A 16,946-nucleotide genomic window follows, 5' to 3' on the forward strand; every position below is an offset into this window, starting at 1 on the left:
CACCACCGTTGTTGCCAAGCGCATCGCCGCTGCTTGCGCCCCGACCAGCACGAAGGAGCCCCCTATGGCGCGCTCGAACCCGGTCACCCGTCGGTCCTACCTACGCTGGGCGGCCGTCGCGACAGCGGCCGGCCTGGCCTTGACCGGCTGCTCGCTGAGCAGCGACAGCGGTGACGAGGGCGACGACGGCTCGAAGCAGTCGCTGACCGTGGACATCCCGAACTACCCGGCCAGTCTCGACCCCGGCCTGCAGTACGACTCGGCCAGCTACACGGTCTACCGCAACGTCTTCGACCAGCTGCTCCGCAGGGACCCGAAGACACAGAAGGTGGTGCCGTGGGTCGCGGACTCATGGAAGCGGGTCGACGCCACCACCTGGACATTCAAGATCCACGACGGGATCGAGTTCAGCAACGGTGAGGAGCTGACCGCCGACGACGCCGCGTTCAGCATCAACCGGATCCTGAAGAAGTCCCTCAACAGCCCGCAGTTCGCCAACTTCAGCGCCATCAGCAAGGCGACGGCGAAGGGTGACGAGCTGACCGTCGAGACCCACGAACCTTCGCCGACGCTGCTCTCGTACCTGACGACGCTCAGCGTCGTGCCCGAGGACTACGTGACGAAGGTCGGCGACGAGAAGTTCAACACCGAGCCCGTCGGCTCGGGCGCGTTCCAGATCACCTCGACCACCAGCGGCTCGACCGTCGAGATGAAGGCGAACACCAAGTACTGGAAGGACGAACCCGACGTCAAGAAGGTCACCTTCCGCGCGGTGCCGAACGTCGCCACCAGGGTAGCCGACCTCAAGTCGGGACGAGCCGACATCGTCACCCAGCTGACCCCGGACGACGCAGTCGACCTCAAGGGCGGCGGGCAGGCCAACGTGCTCTCCGTACCGACGGAACGGATCTCCTACCTCGCGCTCAACACCGCCGGCGACGCGCCCACGAAGGACGTCAAGGTGCGGCAGGCGGTCGCCCACGCCATCAACTACCCGTCCATCATCAAGAACCTGCAGCACGGGTATGCCAAGCAGGTGAAGTCCGTGGTAACCCCGCTGGCGTTCGGCTACCCGAAGGACGTCTCCGGGTACGACTACGACCCGGCGAAGGCCAAGCGACTGCTCAAGGAGGCGGGCAGCGGATCGCGCACCCTCGTCTTCCCCACGTCGCCGTCCTACGACCCGCAGCTCACCCAGGCCATCCAGGCGGACCTGCAGAAGGTCGGCTTCAAGGTCAAGCTGGTCAACTCCGACCAGGCGACGTTCCTCAAGAAGGTGCAGAGCCCGAAGCACGACTGGGGCAGCCTCAGGTTCGGCCGCTGGTCGTGCTCCTGCCTCGACGCCGATGGCGTGATCTACCCGCTGTTCCGCAGCGACACGGTCTGGTCGAGCTACTCCAACCCGCAGTTCGACAAGGCGGTCGACGCAGCCCGTAGCACCACCGACACCGCGAAGCGGGAAACCGAGTACGGCAAGGCGTTCGGCATCATGCAGCGCGACGTGCCCGGTATCGGCCTCTACCAGGACTACGCGATCTACGGCACCGCGAAGAACATCTCCTGGAAGCCGGACGCACAGGAGAACTTCTTCGTGACCGACGTCGAGTTCAACGGTTGACAGTGCGCTCTGTCGGTCGGTTCGTCTCGTCCGGGCCACTGCGCTACGTCGCTGGTCGAGCAGGTCAGGCGCTGCTGTCGATCGCCGGCGTGTCCGTGATCGTGTTCGTCACCCTGCGGCTGTCCGGCGACCCGAGCAGGCTCCTGGTGCCGGACAACGCCACGGCAGAGGACGTAGCGAGGGTGCGGCACGAGCTCGGCCTGGACGAACCGATCTGGGTCCAGTTCGGCCGCTACCTGGCCGGTCTGGTGCAGGGCGACCTCGGCTACTCCTACGTGCAGCATCGCCCGGCGTTCGACCTCATCATGGAACGGTTGCCCTTCACCATCGACCTCGCGATCGCCGCGCTGCTGCTCTCGCTGGTCGTCGGGATCCCGACGGGCATGATCAGTGCGCTGTACCGCAACCGGCTACCGGAACGGTTGCTGATGCCGATGGTGCTCGTCGGGCAGTCCATGCCGGCGTTCTGGACGGGGATCCTGCTCATCCTGCTGTTGAGCGTGCGGTTCCAGCTGCTGCCGTCCACCGGTGTCGAGGGGGTGCAGTCGCTCATCATGCCGGCGATCACACTGGCGTCGCTGTCCATGGCGACGATGGCGCGGATCACCAGGTCGAGCTTCCTCGAACAGCTCGACCAGGACTACGTTCGGACGGCGCGCGCGAAGGGCGTAGGTACCGGCCGGCTGCTCGGCCGGCACCTGCTGCGCAACGCGTCGATACCGATCGTCACGCTGGCGGGTCTCGAGCTGGCCAGCCTGCTCGGCGGCGCGGTCATCACCGAGACGATCTTCGCCTGGCCGGGCATCGGCCAGCTGACCGTCCAGTCCATCGAGGCCCGCGACTTCCCCGTGGTGCAGGCGATCGTCCTGTTCGTCGCGATCGTGTACATCGTGGTGAACCTGCTGATCGACCTGCTCTACGGGCTGATCGACCCGCGGGCCAGCCTGGTGACGAGCGAGGCCGGCGCATGAGCAGCACGGTGACACCGCAGCAGCTGGAGTCGCTGCCACCTGAACCACAGCAGGGCAACCTCGGTCGGCTGCTCGCCCGGGCCCGCCGGTCGTACCAGATCTGGCTGTTCCTCGCGCTGCTGTGCGGCTTCGCGTTGCTCGCCATCGCACCAGGGCTGTTCACCGGCACCGACCCCACGCAGTCCGACCTGCCGGCACGGCTGCTGCCGCCCGGTTCGACACACGAAGGCACGTACCACGTGTTCGGCACCGACCAGCTCGGCCGCGACGTGTTCAGCAGGGTGGTCTACGGGTCCAGGATCTCGCTGGCCATCTCGCTCGCCGCGGTGCTCGGCGCCGGCGTGCTCGGCAGCGCACTCGGCATCGCGGCGGCGTTCCTCCGCGGCGTCGGCGGCGCGATCGGCCGACATGGTTTTGTCGATCCCGTTCTTCCTGCTCGCGATCCTCACCGTGGTCGTGCTCGGCCCGAGCCTGGTCAACGTCGTCGCGGTGCTCGTGCTCGTACGTTGGCCGCGGTACGCGCGGGTAGCCTTCGCGCAGACGCTGGAGACGCGCGGACGTGACTTCGTCCGTTCTGCGGTGGCGATCGGCTCGACGCCGTGGCGCGTGGTGCTGCGGCACATCGTGCCCGAGGTCGTGCCGTCGATCATCGTCGTGGCGACGCTGGAACTCGGGCTGATGGTGATCTACGAGGCGTCGCTGTCGTTCATCGGACTCGGGGTGCAGCCGCCGGACCCGAGCTGGGGTTCGATGCTCTCCGACGGCCAGGAGTACGTGTCGCAGGCATGGTGGCTCGCCACGTTTCCCGGCCTCGCCCTGTTCCTGCTGGTGCTTTCTGTGAACATGCTGGGCGACTTCATCCGCGACCAGCTGGACCCGTCCGAGCGCTCGGCGCGCATGTGACTGCAGAGGAGACCAAGTGACCGAGACCCACGAGGGCCAGCGCGTCGTCATCACCGGTGCCACCGGGGTGTTCGGCGAGTGGATCTCCGCGGCGTTCGCACGCGGCGGCGCCGAGCTGCTGCTCACCGACGGACGCGCAGAACCACTGGAACAGCTCGCGAGCCGGCTGGCGGCGCAGGGCGCGCAGGTCCACACGCAGCCGGCCGACCTGACCAGCCCGGCGGACATCGAGGCGCTCACCGCTCGCTGCGGCGAGCTGTGGGGCAGCCCAGACGCGCTCGTCAACAACGCGGGCATCTACCCGCGCGGCTGGCTGCTCGACATGACGCGCGAGCATTTCCAGCACATCCTGGACGTGAACCTGCTCGCCCCGTTCCAGCTCACCCAGGCCGTCGCACGCCAGATGATCGACAACGACGTGGCCGGCAGCATCGTCAACCTCAGCTCGGGGGCGGCTCATTCGACCCAACCGGGCGGCGGCCCGTACTCCACGAGCAAGGCGGCCGTGGCGATGTTCACCCGCGCCTGCGCGCTCGAGCTCGCGCCGTACGGGATCCGGGTGAACGCGGTGTCTCCCGGCTTCGCCCCAGGCAGCGAGGTCAGCCAGCTGGACGAGAGCCACATCGATGCCATGACCACCTCGATCCCGCTGGGCCGCACGTCGGGACCGCAGGACGCGCCGGAAGCCGTGCTGTTCCTCTGTTCCGACCGGGCGTCGTTCATCACCAGCTCGACGATCACCGTGGACGGCGGCCGCACCGCCGGTACGTTCAACGCGGCCAAGCACGGCCGGCCGGAGGAGCGCCGGTGACCCAATACCTCTGGCCGGACGCCGCCCCCGCGGCGGTGCTGCTCACGTTCGACGTGGACGCCGAGGCACCGCACCTGTGGCGGTCGAGGAACGAGGGCCCGCGGCTGGCCGAGCTGGAACAGCGCAGGTTCGGTCCCCGCGCCGGTGTCGCGCGCCTGCTCGCACTGCTCGACGCGCACCAGCTGACCGGCACGTTCTACGTGCCGGGGCACACCGTCACCCGGCACCCGCAGGTGGTCGCGGAGATCGCCGCAGCCGGCCACGAGCTCGCCCTGCACGGATACCTGCACGAACCACCCACGCAGATCGAACCGGCCATGTTCCGCGAGACCATGGTGCGCAGCATCGACGCGCTCGGGAACGTCACAGGCGCACAGCCGACCGGTTACCGATCGCCCAGCTGGGACATGACTGCGGCCGCCTTCGAGGTCCTGCGCGAGCTCGGCATCACCCACGACAGCTCGCTGATGGGATACGACCACCCGTACTGGGTCGGCGACCTCGTCGAGGTGCCGGTCGACTGGGCCACCGACGATGCTCCGTTCTACCGGTACGTCGGCAAGGGTGACACCAGACCACCGACCGCACCGACGGCACTTATCGACGCGTGGCACACCGAGCTGACTGCTGCGTGCCGGTTCGGCACCCTGCTCAACATCACCATGCACCCGTGGCTGTCCGGCCGTGCCGCACGCGCGCAGGCGCTCGACTCGCTACTCGCGGCGATCCGGGCCAGCGGCGCATGGACCGGCACGGTCGACGCGCTGGCCGCCTGGCATGCGGCGAACCACCGCCAGCCGCGGATCGAGCTCGACGAGCTGATGGGGCACGGCGATGGGTGAGCCCGCGGCCGCGTCCGGTGACGACGTCGTGCTCGACGTGGCTGACGTCTCGGTGACCTTCGGCGAACGACGCGACCGGCTCGCGCTCTCCCGGGTCTCGTTGCAGCTCACCGCCGGCAAGGTGATGGCCGTCGTCGGCGAGAGCGGCTGCGGCAAGAGCCTCACCGCGCTGACCGTGATGGGCCTGCTCCCGCGCGACGCCCACGTCGTGCAGGGACAGGTGGAGGTCTGCGGCTCACCGGTCGTCGGCGCGTCCGAGCGACAGCTGAGGAAGCTGCGCGGGCGCGACGTGGCGATGGTGTTCCAGGACCCGATGCTCGCGCTCAACCCGCTGCAGCCGATCGGCCGGCAGATCGCCGAACCGCTGGAGCTGCATACCAGCATGAGCCGGTCAGCCAGGTACGCCAGGGTGCTCGAACTGCTCGACGCCGTCGGCATCTCCGACCCGAGGTCGCGTGCGCGCCAGCTGCCGCACGAGTTCTCCGGCGGTCTGCGCCAGCGCATCACCATCGCGATCGCCCTGGCCTGCCGGCCGCGGTTGCTCATCGCGGACGAACCGACCACCGCGCTGGACGTCACCATCCAGGCGCAGATCCTCGACCTGCAGCGCGAGCTCACCGGCGCACAGGACACGGGCGTGCTGTTCATCACCCACGACATGGGCGTGGTGGCGGAGATCGCCGACGAGGTCAGCGTCATGTACGCGGGGCACGTAGTCGAGTCCGGACCGGTACGTGACCTCTTCGCCCACCCCACGCATCCGTACACCCGCGCACTGCTGCGCAGCGTCCCGCGGCCGGACACACCGACGCAGGACGATCTCCCGACCATCGCCGGCCGGGTACCCGCGCCAGGGGAAGCGGGTGCCGGGTGCCCGTTCGAGGACAGGTGCGAGTACCGCTCGGCGCAGTGCGCGACCCGCCCCGGCCTCGACCTGGTACGCGCCGCGCACCGGGTGGCCTGCTGGCACCCCTACGGCGAGGAGGATGCCGGATGACCGTCACACCCACCGACCTCGTCGAGGCGGACAACGTCACGAAGGCCTACTCCGTACGGACCAGGCGGGGCAGGCGCGACCTGGTCGCCGTCGACCAGGTGTCGCTGCGGATCGCAGAGGGGAAGACCGTCGGCCTGGTCGGCGAGAGCGGCTGCGGCAAGAGCACGCTCGGCCGGCTGCTGCTGAACCTGGAACGCGCCAGCTCCGGCAGCGTCACGTTCGACGGGCAACCGATCAGCGGGCTTGCCGGTGCCGAGATGCGGAAGGTGCGCAGGGACGTCCAGATCGTCTTCCAGGACCCGTACGCGTCGCTCAACAGCCGGATGACCGTCGGGCAGCTCGTCGCCGAGCCGTTCCGCGCCCACGGCCTGCACCGCGAACGCGACGTGCCCGCCGAGGTCGCCACGCTGCTCGACCTGGTCGGCCTGCCGCCGGAGGCAGCGAAGCGGTACCCGCGGCAGCTCTCCGGCGGTCAGCGGCAGCGGGTCGCGATCGCCAGGGCGGTCGCCCTGCGCCCGCGCTTCGTGGTGTGCGACGAGCCGGTGTCCGCGCTCGACGTGTCCGTGCAGGCGCAGGTGATCAACCTGCTGCGGCGGCTGCAGCGTGAGCTTGGCCTCACCTACCTGTTCATCAGCCACGACCTGGCCGTGGTGCGCTACCTGTGCGACGAGACGGCCGTCATGTACCTGGGCCACCTGGTCGAGCAGGCACCCACGGCCGAGCTGTTCGCCGACCCGCGACACCCGTACACGCAGATCCTGCTCTCGGCGATTCCCGTGCCAGACCCTGAGCTCGGCGGGGACCGCAGGATCCGGCCGCAGGGCGAGGTCCCCAGCCCGCTGCAACGACCGAGTGGCTGTGCGTTCCGCACGCGGTGCCCGCTGGCCACCGAGCGCTGCGTGACCGAGCGTCCTGAGTTGCGCGAGCTGTCGTCCGGCCACCTGGCCGCCTGCCACTACGCGGAGACCGCCGACGTGAAGGGCACGATGTGACCAACCCGAACGACGTCGTCTCGATCGCGCGGGACGAGCACAGCATCCCGACGGTCACGGCCTCGACCGAGCACGACGCCTGGTTCGGCCTCGGTTACGCGGCGGCCGAGGACCGGCTCTGGCAGCTGGAGTACGACCGGCGCCGCGCGTGCGGCCGCTGGGCGGAGGCGGCCGGCCGCGAGGGGCTGCCTGCGGACCGGCTCGCCCGCAGGCTCGACCTGGAGACCGCCGCGCACGCCGACATCGCGGCGATGGACGAGCGCACGCTGAGCAGCTTCACCGCGTACGCCGATGGGATCAACGCCAAGGTCGAGAGCGCAGGTCTGCCACCCGAGTACGAGGCCGCGGGCATCGGTTGGGAGCCCTGGCAACCGTGGCAGTCGGTGGCCGCGTTCAAGATCCGGCACGTGCTGATGGGCGTGTGGCAGTACAAGCTCGCCCGCGCCGTGGTGCTCGCCACCGAGGGCCAGGAGGCGTTCGACTGGCTCGGGCCAGGACCGCTGCCCGGCATGCGCGTGACGGTGCCGGCCGGCGGCCGGCTCGGCGAGCAGTCGCCCGAGCTGCGCGCACTGCTGGACGACGCGCGCGCCGACATCGTGGCGTCCGCCGAATCCCTCGGCTTCCTCGCCGAGGTCGAGGCCGGCTCCAACGCCTGGGTGGTGGCCGGCTCACGGACGACCACCGGCGCGCCGATCCTGTGCAACGACTCGCATCGCGCGCTCGACGTCCCCAACGTCTACTGGCAGGCGCACCTGCGGTGCCCACAGTTCACCGTCTCCGGCGGCACCTTCCCCGGCATCCCCGGCTTCCCGCACTTCGGCCACAACGAGCACGTCGGCTGGGCGATCACCAACGCGTCGGCGGACGCGCAGGACCTGCTGGTGGAGGAGTTCCGCGAGGCCCCCGGCGGGCTCGAGGTGCGTACGACGGAAGGCTGGCAGCCCGTCGAGCAGACGGTGAGCACCATCGAGGTACGCGGCGGCGGCACCGAGCAGGTGACGTCCTACCGCACCCCGAACGGCCCTGTGGTGCACGGCGACCCGCGTACCGGGCTGGCACTGAGCCTGCGGTGGACGGCGACCGCGGAACCCTGCCGACAGTTCGGCGTGCTACGCCGGATGCTCGACGCGCGTACGGTCACCGAGCTGCTCGACGCACAGGACGGCTGGGTCGACCCGGTGAACAACCTGCTGGCCGCCGACACCGCCGGCAACATCGGATACCTGCTGCGCGGCACGCTCCCGCGGCGGGAGCGGCCTGCTCTGCAACAGGTGCCGATGCCGGGCTGGCAACCGCAGTCGCAGTGGTCCGGGCTGCACCCGTTCAGCGCGATGCCGCGGGAGGAGAACCCGCCAGAAGGCGTGCTCGCGAGCGCGAACAACACGATCGTCGAACCGTCGCCGCGGCTGACCGTCAGCCACGCGGTGAACGACTCGTACCGGGTGGAGCGCATCCACGAGCTGCTCCACGGCCGTACGCAACACTCGCTCGCCGACCTCGCCGGCTACCAGGGCGACGTGACCTCCGTCGCCGCACGGCGGTGGGGCGTTGCACTCGCTGCGCGCGGCCCGTACGAGGGGGATGCAGAGCTGGCCAGGGCCATGCTGGCCGGGTTCGGCGGCCGGCTGGCGGCCGACGGCGGGGGCGGGTTGGTGTACGCGTGCTTCCGGCGGGCGCTCGCCGGGCTGCTGCTCGGCGAACGGCTGCGCCCTGCGACCGTCGCCTTCCTGTTGGGCGGGCGGCTGCCGGCGGCCGCCGTACTGGCCCGCCGCTGGTTCGCACAGCTCACCTGGCCGCTCGAACCCGGCAGCGCACCGGTGGACCAGCTCGACGACGCCGTACTCACCACGGCACTCGCGCAGGCTTGGCAGGACGCCTGCGCGCTCGCCGGCGACGACGCGACGCGGTGGCGGTGGGGCGACCACCACGGCCTGGTCGGCAAGCACACCCTCCAGGCGGTGCGCGAGCGCTATCGCGACCGGGTGACCGCGCCGCTCGGCGGCGACAACGAGACGGTGCAGAACGCCTCGTACTCCTGGCCGCGCGACGAACCGTTCACGGTGGCCAACTGCGCGGTGTACCGCCAGGTGCTCGACCTCGGCGATCTGACACGCTCGTTGTGGGTCATCCCCGGCGGCGCGAGCGGCGACCTCGACTCACCGCACGCCACCGACCAACTGCGCATCTACCAACAGCACGGACACTTGCCGATGAAGCACCACACGGCAGAATCGGCATGCCACATACTCGAACTCCGACCGAAACCCGACAGCCACGAGGGCCGCCGTTGACCGTACCGCGTTCGACGTTCCTGCGGGCCGCGTACGAGCACGTACGGGCCGCGGTCGTCGACGGTACGCTGCCGCCCGGTGCACGAGTGACGGTGCGGCCGCTGGCCGAGGAGCTCGACCTCAGCCCCACCCCCATCAAGGCGGCACTGGCCACCCTCGAACGGGAAGGCTTCCTCGTCTCCGTGCCGCACCGCGGCTACTTCGTACCCGAGGTGGAGACCAAGGACCTGCTGGAGATCTACGAGCTGCGCGAGGCCGTCGACGGGATGGCCGCTCGGCGCGCGGCGGTCGCCGCGAACCGCGCCGAGGTAGCCGACCGCCTGCAGGAGCTGCTCGACGAGCAACGCAAGCTCGTCGAGAAGGGCGACCTCCGTTCGTACGGCGAGTCCGACGTGGAGTTCCACCACCTCATCTGGGAGAGCTCGGGGAACCTGCGGCTGCTCGCCATGGCGGAGAACCTCACCGCGCAGGTGCGGCTGGCCAACCGATACTCCGCCCGGGCACCTGGACGCCTACCCGGCGCACTCGACGAACACGAGGCGATCGTCGCCGCCATCAGGAACGACAACGCCAGGACCGCGGAACGCCACGTACGCCGCCACGTCCGCCAGTCGGCGGAGGCGCTGCGCCGCTACGCCCGCACCGAGCAGGAGTCCGGCGGCTAGGCGCTCACCAGTGGCCAATGCCGCACACGCGGCGCAGACTGGAAGTATGACTGATACGCCACGTTTCGACCCGATCAGCATGGCGTGGAACACCGTCGCCAGCTACGACTCGTACGAGAACGCGCAGGGCGCGGTCGACTACCTCTCCGACCACGACTTCCCGGTGGCGAACGTCGACATCGTCGGGTCCGACCTGCGCCTCGTCGAGCGGGTGACCGGACGGCTCACCAAGGGCCGCGCCGCGGCCGCCGGCGCCGCAAGCGGAGCCTGGTTCGGGCTGTTCATCGGCCTACTGGTCGGGCTGTTCACCAGCGGCCCCGCATGGGTGGGGCTGATCCTCGGCGGGCTGATCCTCGGCGCGGCCTGGGGCGCCATCTTCGGCTTCGTCGGGCACGCCGCCACACGCGGCAAGCGCGACTTCTCCAGCGTCAAGACGCTCGTCGCGAGCCACTACGACGTCATCGCGTCCGGCGGGCACGCGGAACAAGCCCGCACCCTACTGAGCGACGGCGGCCTGTTGCCTGGCACTGCCGCTGGCCAGTAAGGACGGTCATGTGTAAAAACCGACGCTCTTCACCCGCCAGCCGATGTCGCTGCGGTAGTGACGGAGGTACAGCGTCGTCCGGTAGTCCTCCCGGATCGACAGGTTCCCTGTGCACTTCCTCCCGTCCCGAGCCCAGACATTGAGATCGACGACGTTCCCATTGGGGCGCACGAACTCCGCCGAGGCAAACCCGGTGAAGGCCCGGACGCAAAGAGTGTCCGTCAGGTCGTCCCAATGCGCCCTGGCATCAGGATCCTTCGCTGTAGCAGCGCGGTCGATCTTGAGCGTCACGTCGTTCGCCCACGCAGGTGATGCCAACATCGTCGTCGACAACACGGCAGAGACGAATGCAACCAAGAGCGTTCGCCGTCTCATCGGGTCTCCCAGAGGGCATCGGTCGCCTACCGATGCCTAGAATGCACAGTGCTGAAAGATGCGGCACGAGCATCGAGAAAGTCTCGACAGCGCGTGATGGTCGGAAGCGCTGCCTAGTCGTACTCGGTCAGGGCGTCGATCACCTGCCTGGCGTTCCTCTGCGCATAGTCCGAGTAGCAGTTGTTCCACAGCGAGTGCACCTCGCGGGCCTGCCCGGCAAGCTCGCGCACCCGCGGCGCCCAGGCGGCCACCTCGTCCCCGCTGTACAGGTAGCCGAACCGTTCGTAGATGTCGCGGCTGGTCCAGTTGTCGCTGTGTCCGTGGAAGCGGATGACGGCGAGGTCCGCGGTCGCGGCGACCACCGGGCGCACCGAGCTGGTGTGTCCCTGCGGCATGTCCACGCATACGTACGGCAGCGCGTACTTCTCCAGGAAGTCGAGCGTCTCGCGCTCGTTCTCCTCGCTCAGCCAGGTCTTGTTGCGGAACTCCACGCAGATCGGCATCGGGTCGGCACGCTCGCGGCAGCGCAGGATGTACTCCCTGTTGCGCTTGCCGATCACGAACCACTGCGGGAACTGGAACAGCAGCGCGCCGAGCTTGCCGGCCTCGTGCAGCGGCTGGAGCGCACCGAGGAAGCGTTCCCACACCTGCTCGACGACGTCGTCGTCGAGGTCCTTCAGGTAGACGTTCTTCGTGGTCTCCGGTCGCAGGTCCTTGTACAGCGCGCGGGGCTTGGTGGGGTGCTGGGTCAGCAGCGAGAACGCCTTGACGTTGAACGTGAAGCCGGGCGGGGTGCGCTCGACCCACGACCGCGCGACGTTCTCGTTCGGCGGCGAGTAGTACGTCGAGTCGACCTCGACGAGCGGGAACTGCTCCGCGTAGTACTTCAGCCTGGCTTCCGGCGTGGTCGCGTCGCTCGGGTACCAGCCGGACGCGAGCAGCGTCTTGTCGGTCCACGACGCGGTGCCCACCTTGACCGTGCCGTCCGCGCCCTGTGCCGCCATGCCTCCACTGTGCACCATGGCACCGTCAGCTGTCGGTGGCACGAGAGAGGATGGCCGGGTGACCGACAGTGTGCTCGACGCGTTCACGGCGGTGACCCGCGAGTGGTTCACCGCGGCGTTCGCCGCGCCCACCGCCGCCCAGCGCGGCGCCTGGCAGGCGGCCAGCGCCGGCGAGCACCCGCTGGTGGTGGCGCCCACCGGGTCGGGCAAGACGCTGGCCGCGTTCCTCTGGGCGGTCGACCAGCTGGTCAGCCAGCCACCGCCGGACGACAAGAAGGCCCGTTGCCGGGTGCTGTACGTGTCCCCGCTGAAGGCGCTCGCCGTCGACGTGGAACGCAACCTGCGCTCCCCGCTGACCGGCATCAAGCACGCCGGCACCAGGCTCGGCGTCGAGGTGCCCGAGGTCACCGTCGGCATCAGGTCGGGCGACACCCCGGCCGAGGACCGCAGGCGGCTGGCGAACAAGCCGCCGGACATCCTCATCACCACGCCGGAGTCGCTGTTCCTGCTGCTCACCTCCCAGGCACGGGAGGCGCTGCGCGGCGTCGAGACGGTGATCGTGGACGAGGTGCACGCGGTCACAGGCACCAAGCGCGGCGCTCACCTGGCACTGTCGCTCGAGCGGCTCGACGCGCTGCTGCCGCAGCCTGCGCAGCGCATCGGGCTCTCCGCGACGGTACGTCCGGTCGACGAGGTGGCCAGGTTCCTCGGCGGCACCACCAGGCAGGTGACCGTCGTGCAGCCGCCCACGGACAAGCAGGTGGAGCTGCGCGTCGTCGTACCGGTCGAGGACATGCGCGAGCTCGGCACCACCACCGACGACGTCGCCGGCGCGACCGCACAGCCGCAGCCGCGCAACTCGATCTGGCCGCACGTCGAGGAGCGGGTGCTCGACCTGGTGCAGGACCACCGCTCGACGATCGTGTTCGCGAACTCCCGCCGCGCGGCGGAACGGCTCTGCGCGAGGCTGAACGAGACCTGGGTCGAGCGGCAGGACGGCGAGCTCGACGACGACCCCGGGCCGGCGGAGGTGATGGCGCAGTCCGGCGCCAGCCGGGGTGCACCGCTGGAGATCGCACGGGCACACCACGGCTCGGTATCGAAGGAGCAGCGGGCCGCCACCGAGGAGGCGCTCAAGGCCGGCCAGCTACCCGCGGTGGTGGCGACGAGCAGCCTGGAGCTCGGCATCGACATGGGCGCCGTCGACCTGGTGGTACAGGTGGAGGCGCCACCTTCGGTGGCCAGCGGGCTGCAGCGCGTCGGCCGGGCCGGACACCAGGTGGGCGCGGTGAGCAAGGGCGTGCTGTTCCCGAAGTACCGCGGCGACCTGCTCGCCACCACGGTCACCGCGGAGCGGATGACCGCCGGCCTGATCGAGCGGATGCGCTACCCGCGCAACCCGCTGGACGTGCTGGCACAACAGATCATCGCCGCGGTCGCCGTCGACGACTGGCCAGCCGACGACCTGCTCACCCTCGCACGCCGCGCGGCCCCGTTCGAGACGCTGCCGCAGTCGGCGTACGACGCGGTGCTCGACATGCTCGCCGGCCGCTACCCCAGCGACGAGTTCGCCGAGCTGCGCCCGCGGCTGGTCTGGGATCGGGTGGCCGGCACCCTCACCGCGCGGCCGGGCGCGCAGCGGGTCGCGGTGGTCAGCGGCGGCACCATCCCCGACCGCGGGATGTTCGGCGCGTTCCTCGTCGGCGGCGACAACTCGCGGGTCGGCGAGCTGGACGAGGAGATGGTCTACGAGTCGCGGGTGGGTGACGTGTTCACCCTCGGCTCCACGTCTTGGCGGATCGAGGAGATCACGCACGACCGGGTGCTCGTCTCGCCCGCGCCTGGCCAGGCCGGCCGGCTGCCGTTCTGGAAGGGCGACTCGGTGGGCCGGCCCGCCGAGCTCGGCAAGGCGATCGGCGCGTTCACCCGCGAGCTCGCCGGCCTGGACGAGCAGGCCGCCACCGTCCGGCTGCGCGCCGCGGGGCTGGACGACTGGGCGAGCAGCAACCTGACCACGTACCTCGCCGAACAGCGCGCGGCCACCGGCCACCTGCCGGACGACCAGACGCTTGTGGTCGAGCGCTACCGCGACGAGCTCGGCGACTGGCGGGTCGCGCTGCACTCGCCGTTCGGCGCCCAGGTGCACGCGCCGTGGGCGCTGGTGATGACGTCCAGGCTGCGCGAGCAGTACGGCGTGGAGGCCCAGGCGGTGCACTCCGACGACGGCATCGTGCTGCGCATCCCGGACACCGACGAGCGGCCACCGGACGGCGTCGCGCTCTTCGACCCGGACGAGCTCGAACCCCTGCTGACCGAGGAGGTCGGCAAGTCGGCGCTGTTCGCCGCGCGCTTCAGGGAGTGCGCGGCGCGGTCGCTGCTGCTGCCGCGGCAGCGGCCCGGCAAGCGGATGCCGCTGTGGCAGCAGCGGCAGCGCTCGGCGCAGCTGTTGCAGGTGGCCAGCAAGTACGCGTCGTTCCCCGTGGTGCTCGAGACCATGCGGGAGTGCCTGCAGGACGTCTTCGACGTGCCAGGCCTGGTCGAGCTGATGCGCGACGTGGAGCGCCGCAACGTCCGCCTGGTGGAGGTGGAGACCCCCGAGCCTTCGCCGTTCGCGCGGTCGCTGGTGTTCGGCTACGTGGGGGCGTTCGTCTACGAGGGCGACGCGCCGCTGGCGGAGCGGAAGGCGCAGGCGCTCGCGCTCGACTCCACCCTGCTCGCCGAGCTGCTCGGCCAGGCGGAGCTGCGCGAGCTGCTCGACCCCGGCTCGATCGCCGAGGTCGAACGCGAGCTGGCCAGGCTCACGCCGGAGCGCGCCGCCCGCGACGCCGAGGACACCGCCGACCTGCTGCGCGTACTCGGCCCGCTCACCACGGAGGAGGCAGCGGCCCGCGGCGTACAGGCGGCCTGGCTGGTCGACCTGGAGGGCGCCAGGCGCGCGATCCGGGTGCGGATCGCGGGCGTCGAGCGGTGGGCGGCGGTCGAGGATGCCGGCCGGCTGCGCGACGCGCTCGGCACGGCGCTGCCACCCGGCGTACCCGAGGCGTTCCTGCAGCCCGCGGACGACCCGCTCGGCGACCTGGTCGCCAGGTACGCGCGTACGCACGGGCCGTTCCGTGCCCCGGAGGTCGCTGCGCACTTCGGGCTCGGGGTGGCCGTGGTCTCGACGATCCTGCACCGGCTGGGCGTCGAGGGCCGGGTGGCCGAGGGCGAGTTCCGGCCCGGCGGCTCCGGCACCGAGTGGTGCGACGTCGGCGTACTGCGCCGGCTGCGCCGCCGGTCGCTTGCCGCGCTGCGGCAGGAGGCGGAACCCGTACCGCAGGCGGCACTCGCCACGTTCCTGCCGGCCTGGCAGCACGCCGGCGTCGGCAAGCCGCTGCGCGGGCTGGACGGCCTGTTGCGCGCGGTCGAACAGCTACAGGGCGCACCGGTGCCCGCGTCCGCGCTGGAGTCGTTGCTGCTGCCGGCCCGGGTCGCCGACTACGCGCCCACCATGCTCGACGAGCTGACCACCGCCGGCGAGGTGGTGTGGGCCGGTTGTGGCGCGTTGTCCGGCAACGACGGCTGGGTGTGCCTGGCGCTCACCGACTCGGCGCCGTTGCTGCTGCCGCCGCCGGCGGAGTACGACCTCACCGAGCAGCAGCAGGCGATCCTCGACGTGCTGGACGGTGGCGGGGCGCTGTTCTTCCGCCAGCTGTCCGACCGGGTGGGGAGGACGGATGACACCGAGCTGGCGGCGTCGCTGTGGGACCTGGTGTGGAGCGGCCACGTCACCGGCGACACGCTCGCGCCGTTGCGTTCGTTGCTGGGCGGCCGCGGCAGCCACCGCAGCCGTTCGGCCACGCCACGCGGCAGGTACACGAGCAGGCGGACGCGCGCGGCCATGCCCAGCCGCAGCGGGCCGCCGACCGTACGCGGCCGCTGGTCGCTGACCGTAGAGCGGGAGCCGGACGCCACCCGCCGCGCGCACGCGGTGGCCGAGACCCTGCTCGACCGGCACGGCATCGTCACCCGCGGCGCGGTGGCGGCCGAGCGAGTACCCGGCGGCTTCGCCGCCGTCTACCGAGTGCTGAAGGCGTTCGAGGAGACCGGCAAGTGCCGCCGCGGCTACTTCGTGGAAGGCCTCGGCGCCGCCCAGTTCGCCACCCCAGGCGCCGTCGACCGCCTACGACTAGGCGCCGAACCAGCCGCACCCGGCGACGCGCCCTGCCCAGGCGCACCCCTGGGCGCGGTCGACGGGCTGGGCACCGAGCCAACCGCACCCGGCGACGACCTCCGGCCGAACACCACCCCAGGCCCGCCCGGCGACGGGCCCTGGCACGGCACCCCGGGCGCACCCGGCGACGCGGCCCGGCCGGGCACACCATCGAGCGCGCCCCGGGGCACGGCCGGCGACCGGCGCGCGGCCGTCACGTTGCCGGCGACCGATCCGGCGAACCCGTACGGCGCGGCATTGCCGTGGCCGGAGCGACCGGGCGACGTGGGCTCGCACCGCCCGGGTCGCAAGGCCGGTGCCCTCGTGGTGCTGCTCGACGGCCAGCTGGTGCTCTACGTCGAGCGCGGCGGCCGCACGCTGCTGTCCTGGACCGACGACCCCGAGGTGCTGCAACCGGCCGTCGACGCCCTCGCCCTCGCCGTTCGCGACGGCCACCTGGGCAAGCTCTCGGTCGAACGCGCCGACGGCGAGTCGATCCGCGGCACCCCACTCGCCGACGCCCTCCGCGCCGCCGGCTTCCACGCCACCCCGAAAGGCCTACGCCTGCGCGCCTGACCAGCTAGCCCCGCAGACCCACGCCCGCACGCCCGACCGACTACGGGCCGCAAGACACACATCCCCACGCACAACCGACTCGCCTCACCAAACCCACGCCTACACGCCCGACCGGCTGGGCCCCGCAAGACCCACACCCCCACGCCCAACCAGCTCACCCCGCAA

The 16,946-nt window shown here is 70.9% G+C and carries 13 protein-coding genes and 1 pseudogene; 12 read left to right on the forward strand and 2 right to left on the reverse strand.

The features are described from left to right. Positions 1 to 64: 64 nt before the first annotated feature. The 11 genes and pseudogenes from GEV07_15445 (at position 65) to GEV07_15495 (ending at position 10,634) form a co-directional block, all read left to right on the forward strand. Positions 65 to 1,618 carry a peptide ABC transporter gene (locus GEV07_15445; GenBank protein MQA04053.1) on the forward strand — a complete coding sequence of 518 codons (1,554 nt, stop codon included), beginning with the start codon at positions 65 to 67 and terminating at the stop codon, positions 1,616 to 1,618. A gap of 38 nt (positions 1,619 to 1,656) precedes the next feature. Then, positions 1,657 to 2,589, forward strand: a complete 933-nt coding sequence (locus tag GEV07_15450) for an ABC transporter permease subunit (protein MQA04054.1) — start codon at positions 1,657 to 1,659, stop codon at positions 2,587 to 2,589. Positions 2,590 to 2,628: 39 nt separating this feature from the next. After that, on the forward strand, positions 2,629 to 3,492 hold the full coding sequence (locus GEV07_15455; protein ID MQA04055.1) for an ABC transporter permease subunit: 864 nt from the start codon (positions 2,629 to 2,631) through the stop codon (positions 3,490 to 3,492). A gap of 16 nt (positions 3,493 to 3,508) precedes the next feature. Further along, entirely contained in the window at positions 3,509 to 4,303 is a 795-nt protein-coding gene (locus GEV07_15460; GenBank protein ID MQA04056.1) for an SDR family oxidoreductase, read from the forward strand. Continuing rightward, positions 4,192 to 4,755 (forward strand): annotated as a pseudogene (locus GEV07_15465) (polysaccharide deacetylase family protein). Before GEV07_15460 ends, GEV07_15465 begins: the two are co-directional and overlap by 112 nt. 218 nt (positions 4,756 to 4,973) lie before the next feature. Further along, complete coding sequence (locus GEV07_15470; GenBank protein MQA04057.1) at positions 4,974 to 5,201, forward strand: hypothetical protein; 228 nt, start codon at positions 4,974 to 4,976, stop codon at positions 5,199 to 5,201. Further along, a complete protein-coding gene (locus GEV07_15475; GenBank protein MQA04058.1) occupies positions 5,138 to 6,142 on the forward strand; it encodes an ATP-binding cassette domain-containing protein in 1,005 nt (334 codons plus the stop codon). Before GEV07_15470 ends, GEV07_15475 begins: the two co-directional genes overlap by 64 nt. Next, a complete protein-coding gene (locus GEV07_15480) occupies positions 6,139 to 7,134 on the forward strand; it encodes an ATP-binding cassette domain-containing protein (GenBank protein ID MQA04059.1) in 996 nt (331 codons plus the stop codon). The genes GEV07_15475 and GEV07_15480 overlap by 4 nt, the downstream gene beginning before the upstream one ends. Then, positions 7,092 to 9,425, forward strand: a complete 2,334-nt coding sequence (locus GEV07_15485; GenBank protein ID MQA04060.1) for a hypothetical protein — start codon at positions 7,092 to 7,094, stop codon at positions 9,423 to 9,425. Before GEV07_15480 ends, GEV07_15485 begins: the two co-directional genes overlap by 43 nt. Continuing rightward, the gene (locus tag GEV07_15490; GenBank protein MQA04061.1) at positions 9,371 to 10,090 is read left to right on the forward strand and encodes an FCD domain-containing protein; all 720 of its coding nucleotides are present in this window, start codon (positions 9,371 to 9,373) and stop codon (positions 10,088 to 10,090) included. Before GEV07_15485 ends, GEV07_15490 begins: the two co-directional genes overlap by 55 nt. 46 nt (positions 10,091 to 10,136) lie before the next feature. Then, on the forward strand, positions 10,137 to 10,634 hold the full coding sequence (locus tag GEV07_15495) for a hypothetical protein (GenBank protein MQA04062.1): 498 nt from the start codon (positions 10,137 to 10,139) through the stop codon (positions 10,632 to 10,634). 6 nt (positions 10,635 to 10,640) lie between these two features. Here the strand turns inward: GEV07_15495 and GEV07_15500 are convergent, their stop codons facing one another. Together GEV07_15500 and GEV07_15505 are read right to left on the reverse strand one after the other, a co-directional pair. Further along, positions 10,641 to 10,925: a hypothetical protein gene (locus tag GEV07_15500; GenBank protein ID MQA04063.1), complete on the reverse strand. Its 285-nt coding sequence runs from the start codon at positions 10,923 to 10,925 to the stop codon at positions 10,641 to 10,643. 197 nt (positions 10,926 to 11,122) lie between these two features. Then, on the reverse strand, positions 11,123 to 12,013 hold the full coding sequence (locus tag GEV07_15505; protein ID MQA04064.1) for a DUF72 domain-containing protein: 891 nt from the start codon (positions 12,011 to 12,013) through the stop codon (positions 11,123 to 11,125). Here GEV07_15505 and GEV07_15510 point away from each other — a divergent pair. Next, positions 12,012 to 16,781, forward strand: coding sequence for an ATP-dependent helicase (locus tag GEV07_15510; protein ID MQA04065.1), 4,770 nt, complete (start codon positions 12,012 to 12,014; stop codon positions 16,779 to 16,781). The two genes, GEV07_15505 and GEV07_15510, sit on opposite strands and share 2 nt — an antisense overlap. Positions 16,782 to 16,946 lie beyond the last annotated feature (165 nt).

Source organism: Streptosporangiales bacterium (assembly GCA_009379825.1).
In the GTDB taxonomy this organism is placed as follows: Bacteria; Actinomycetota; Actinomycetes; order Streptosporangiales; family WHST01; genus WHST01.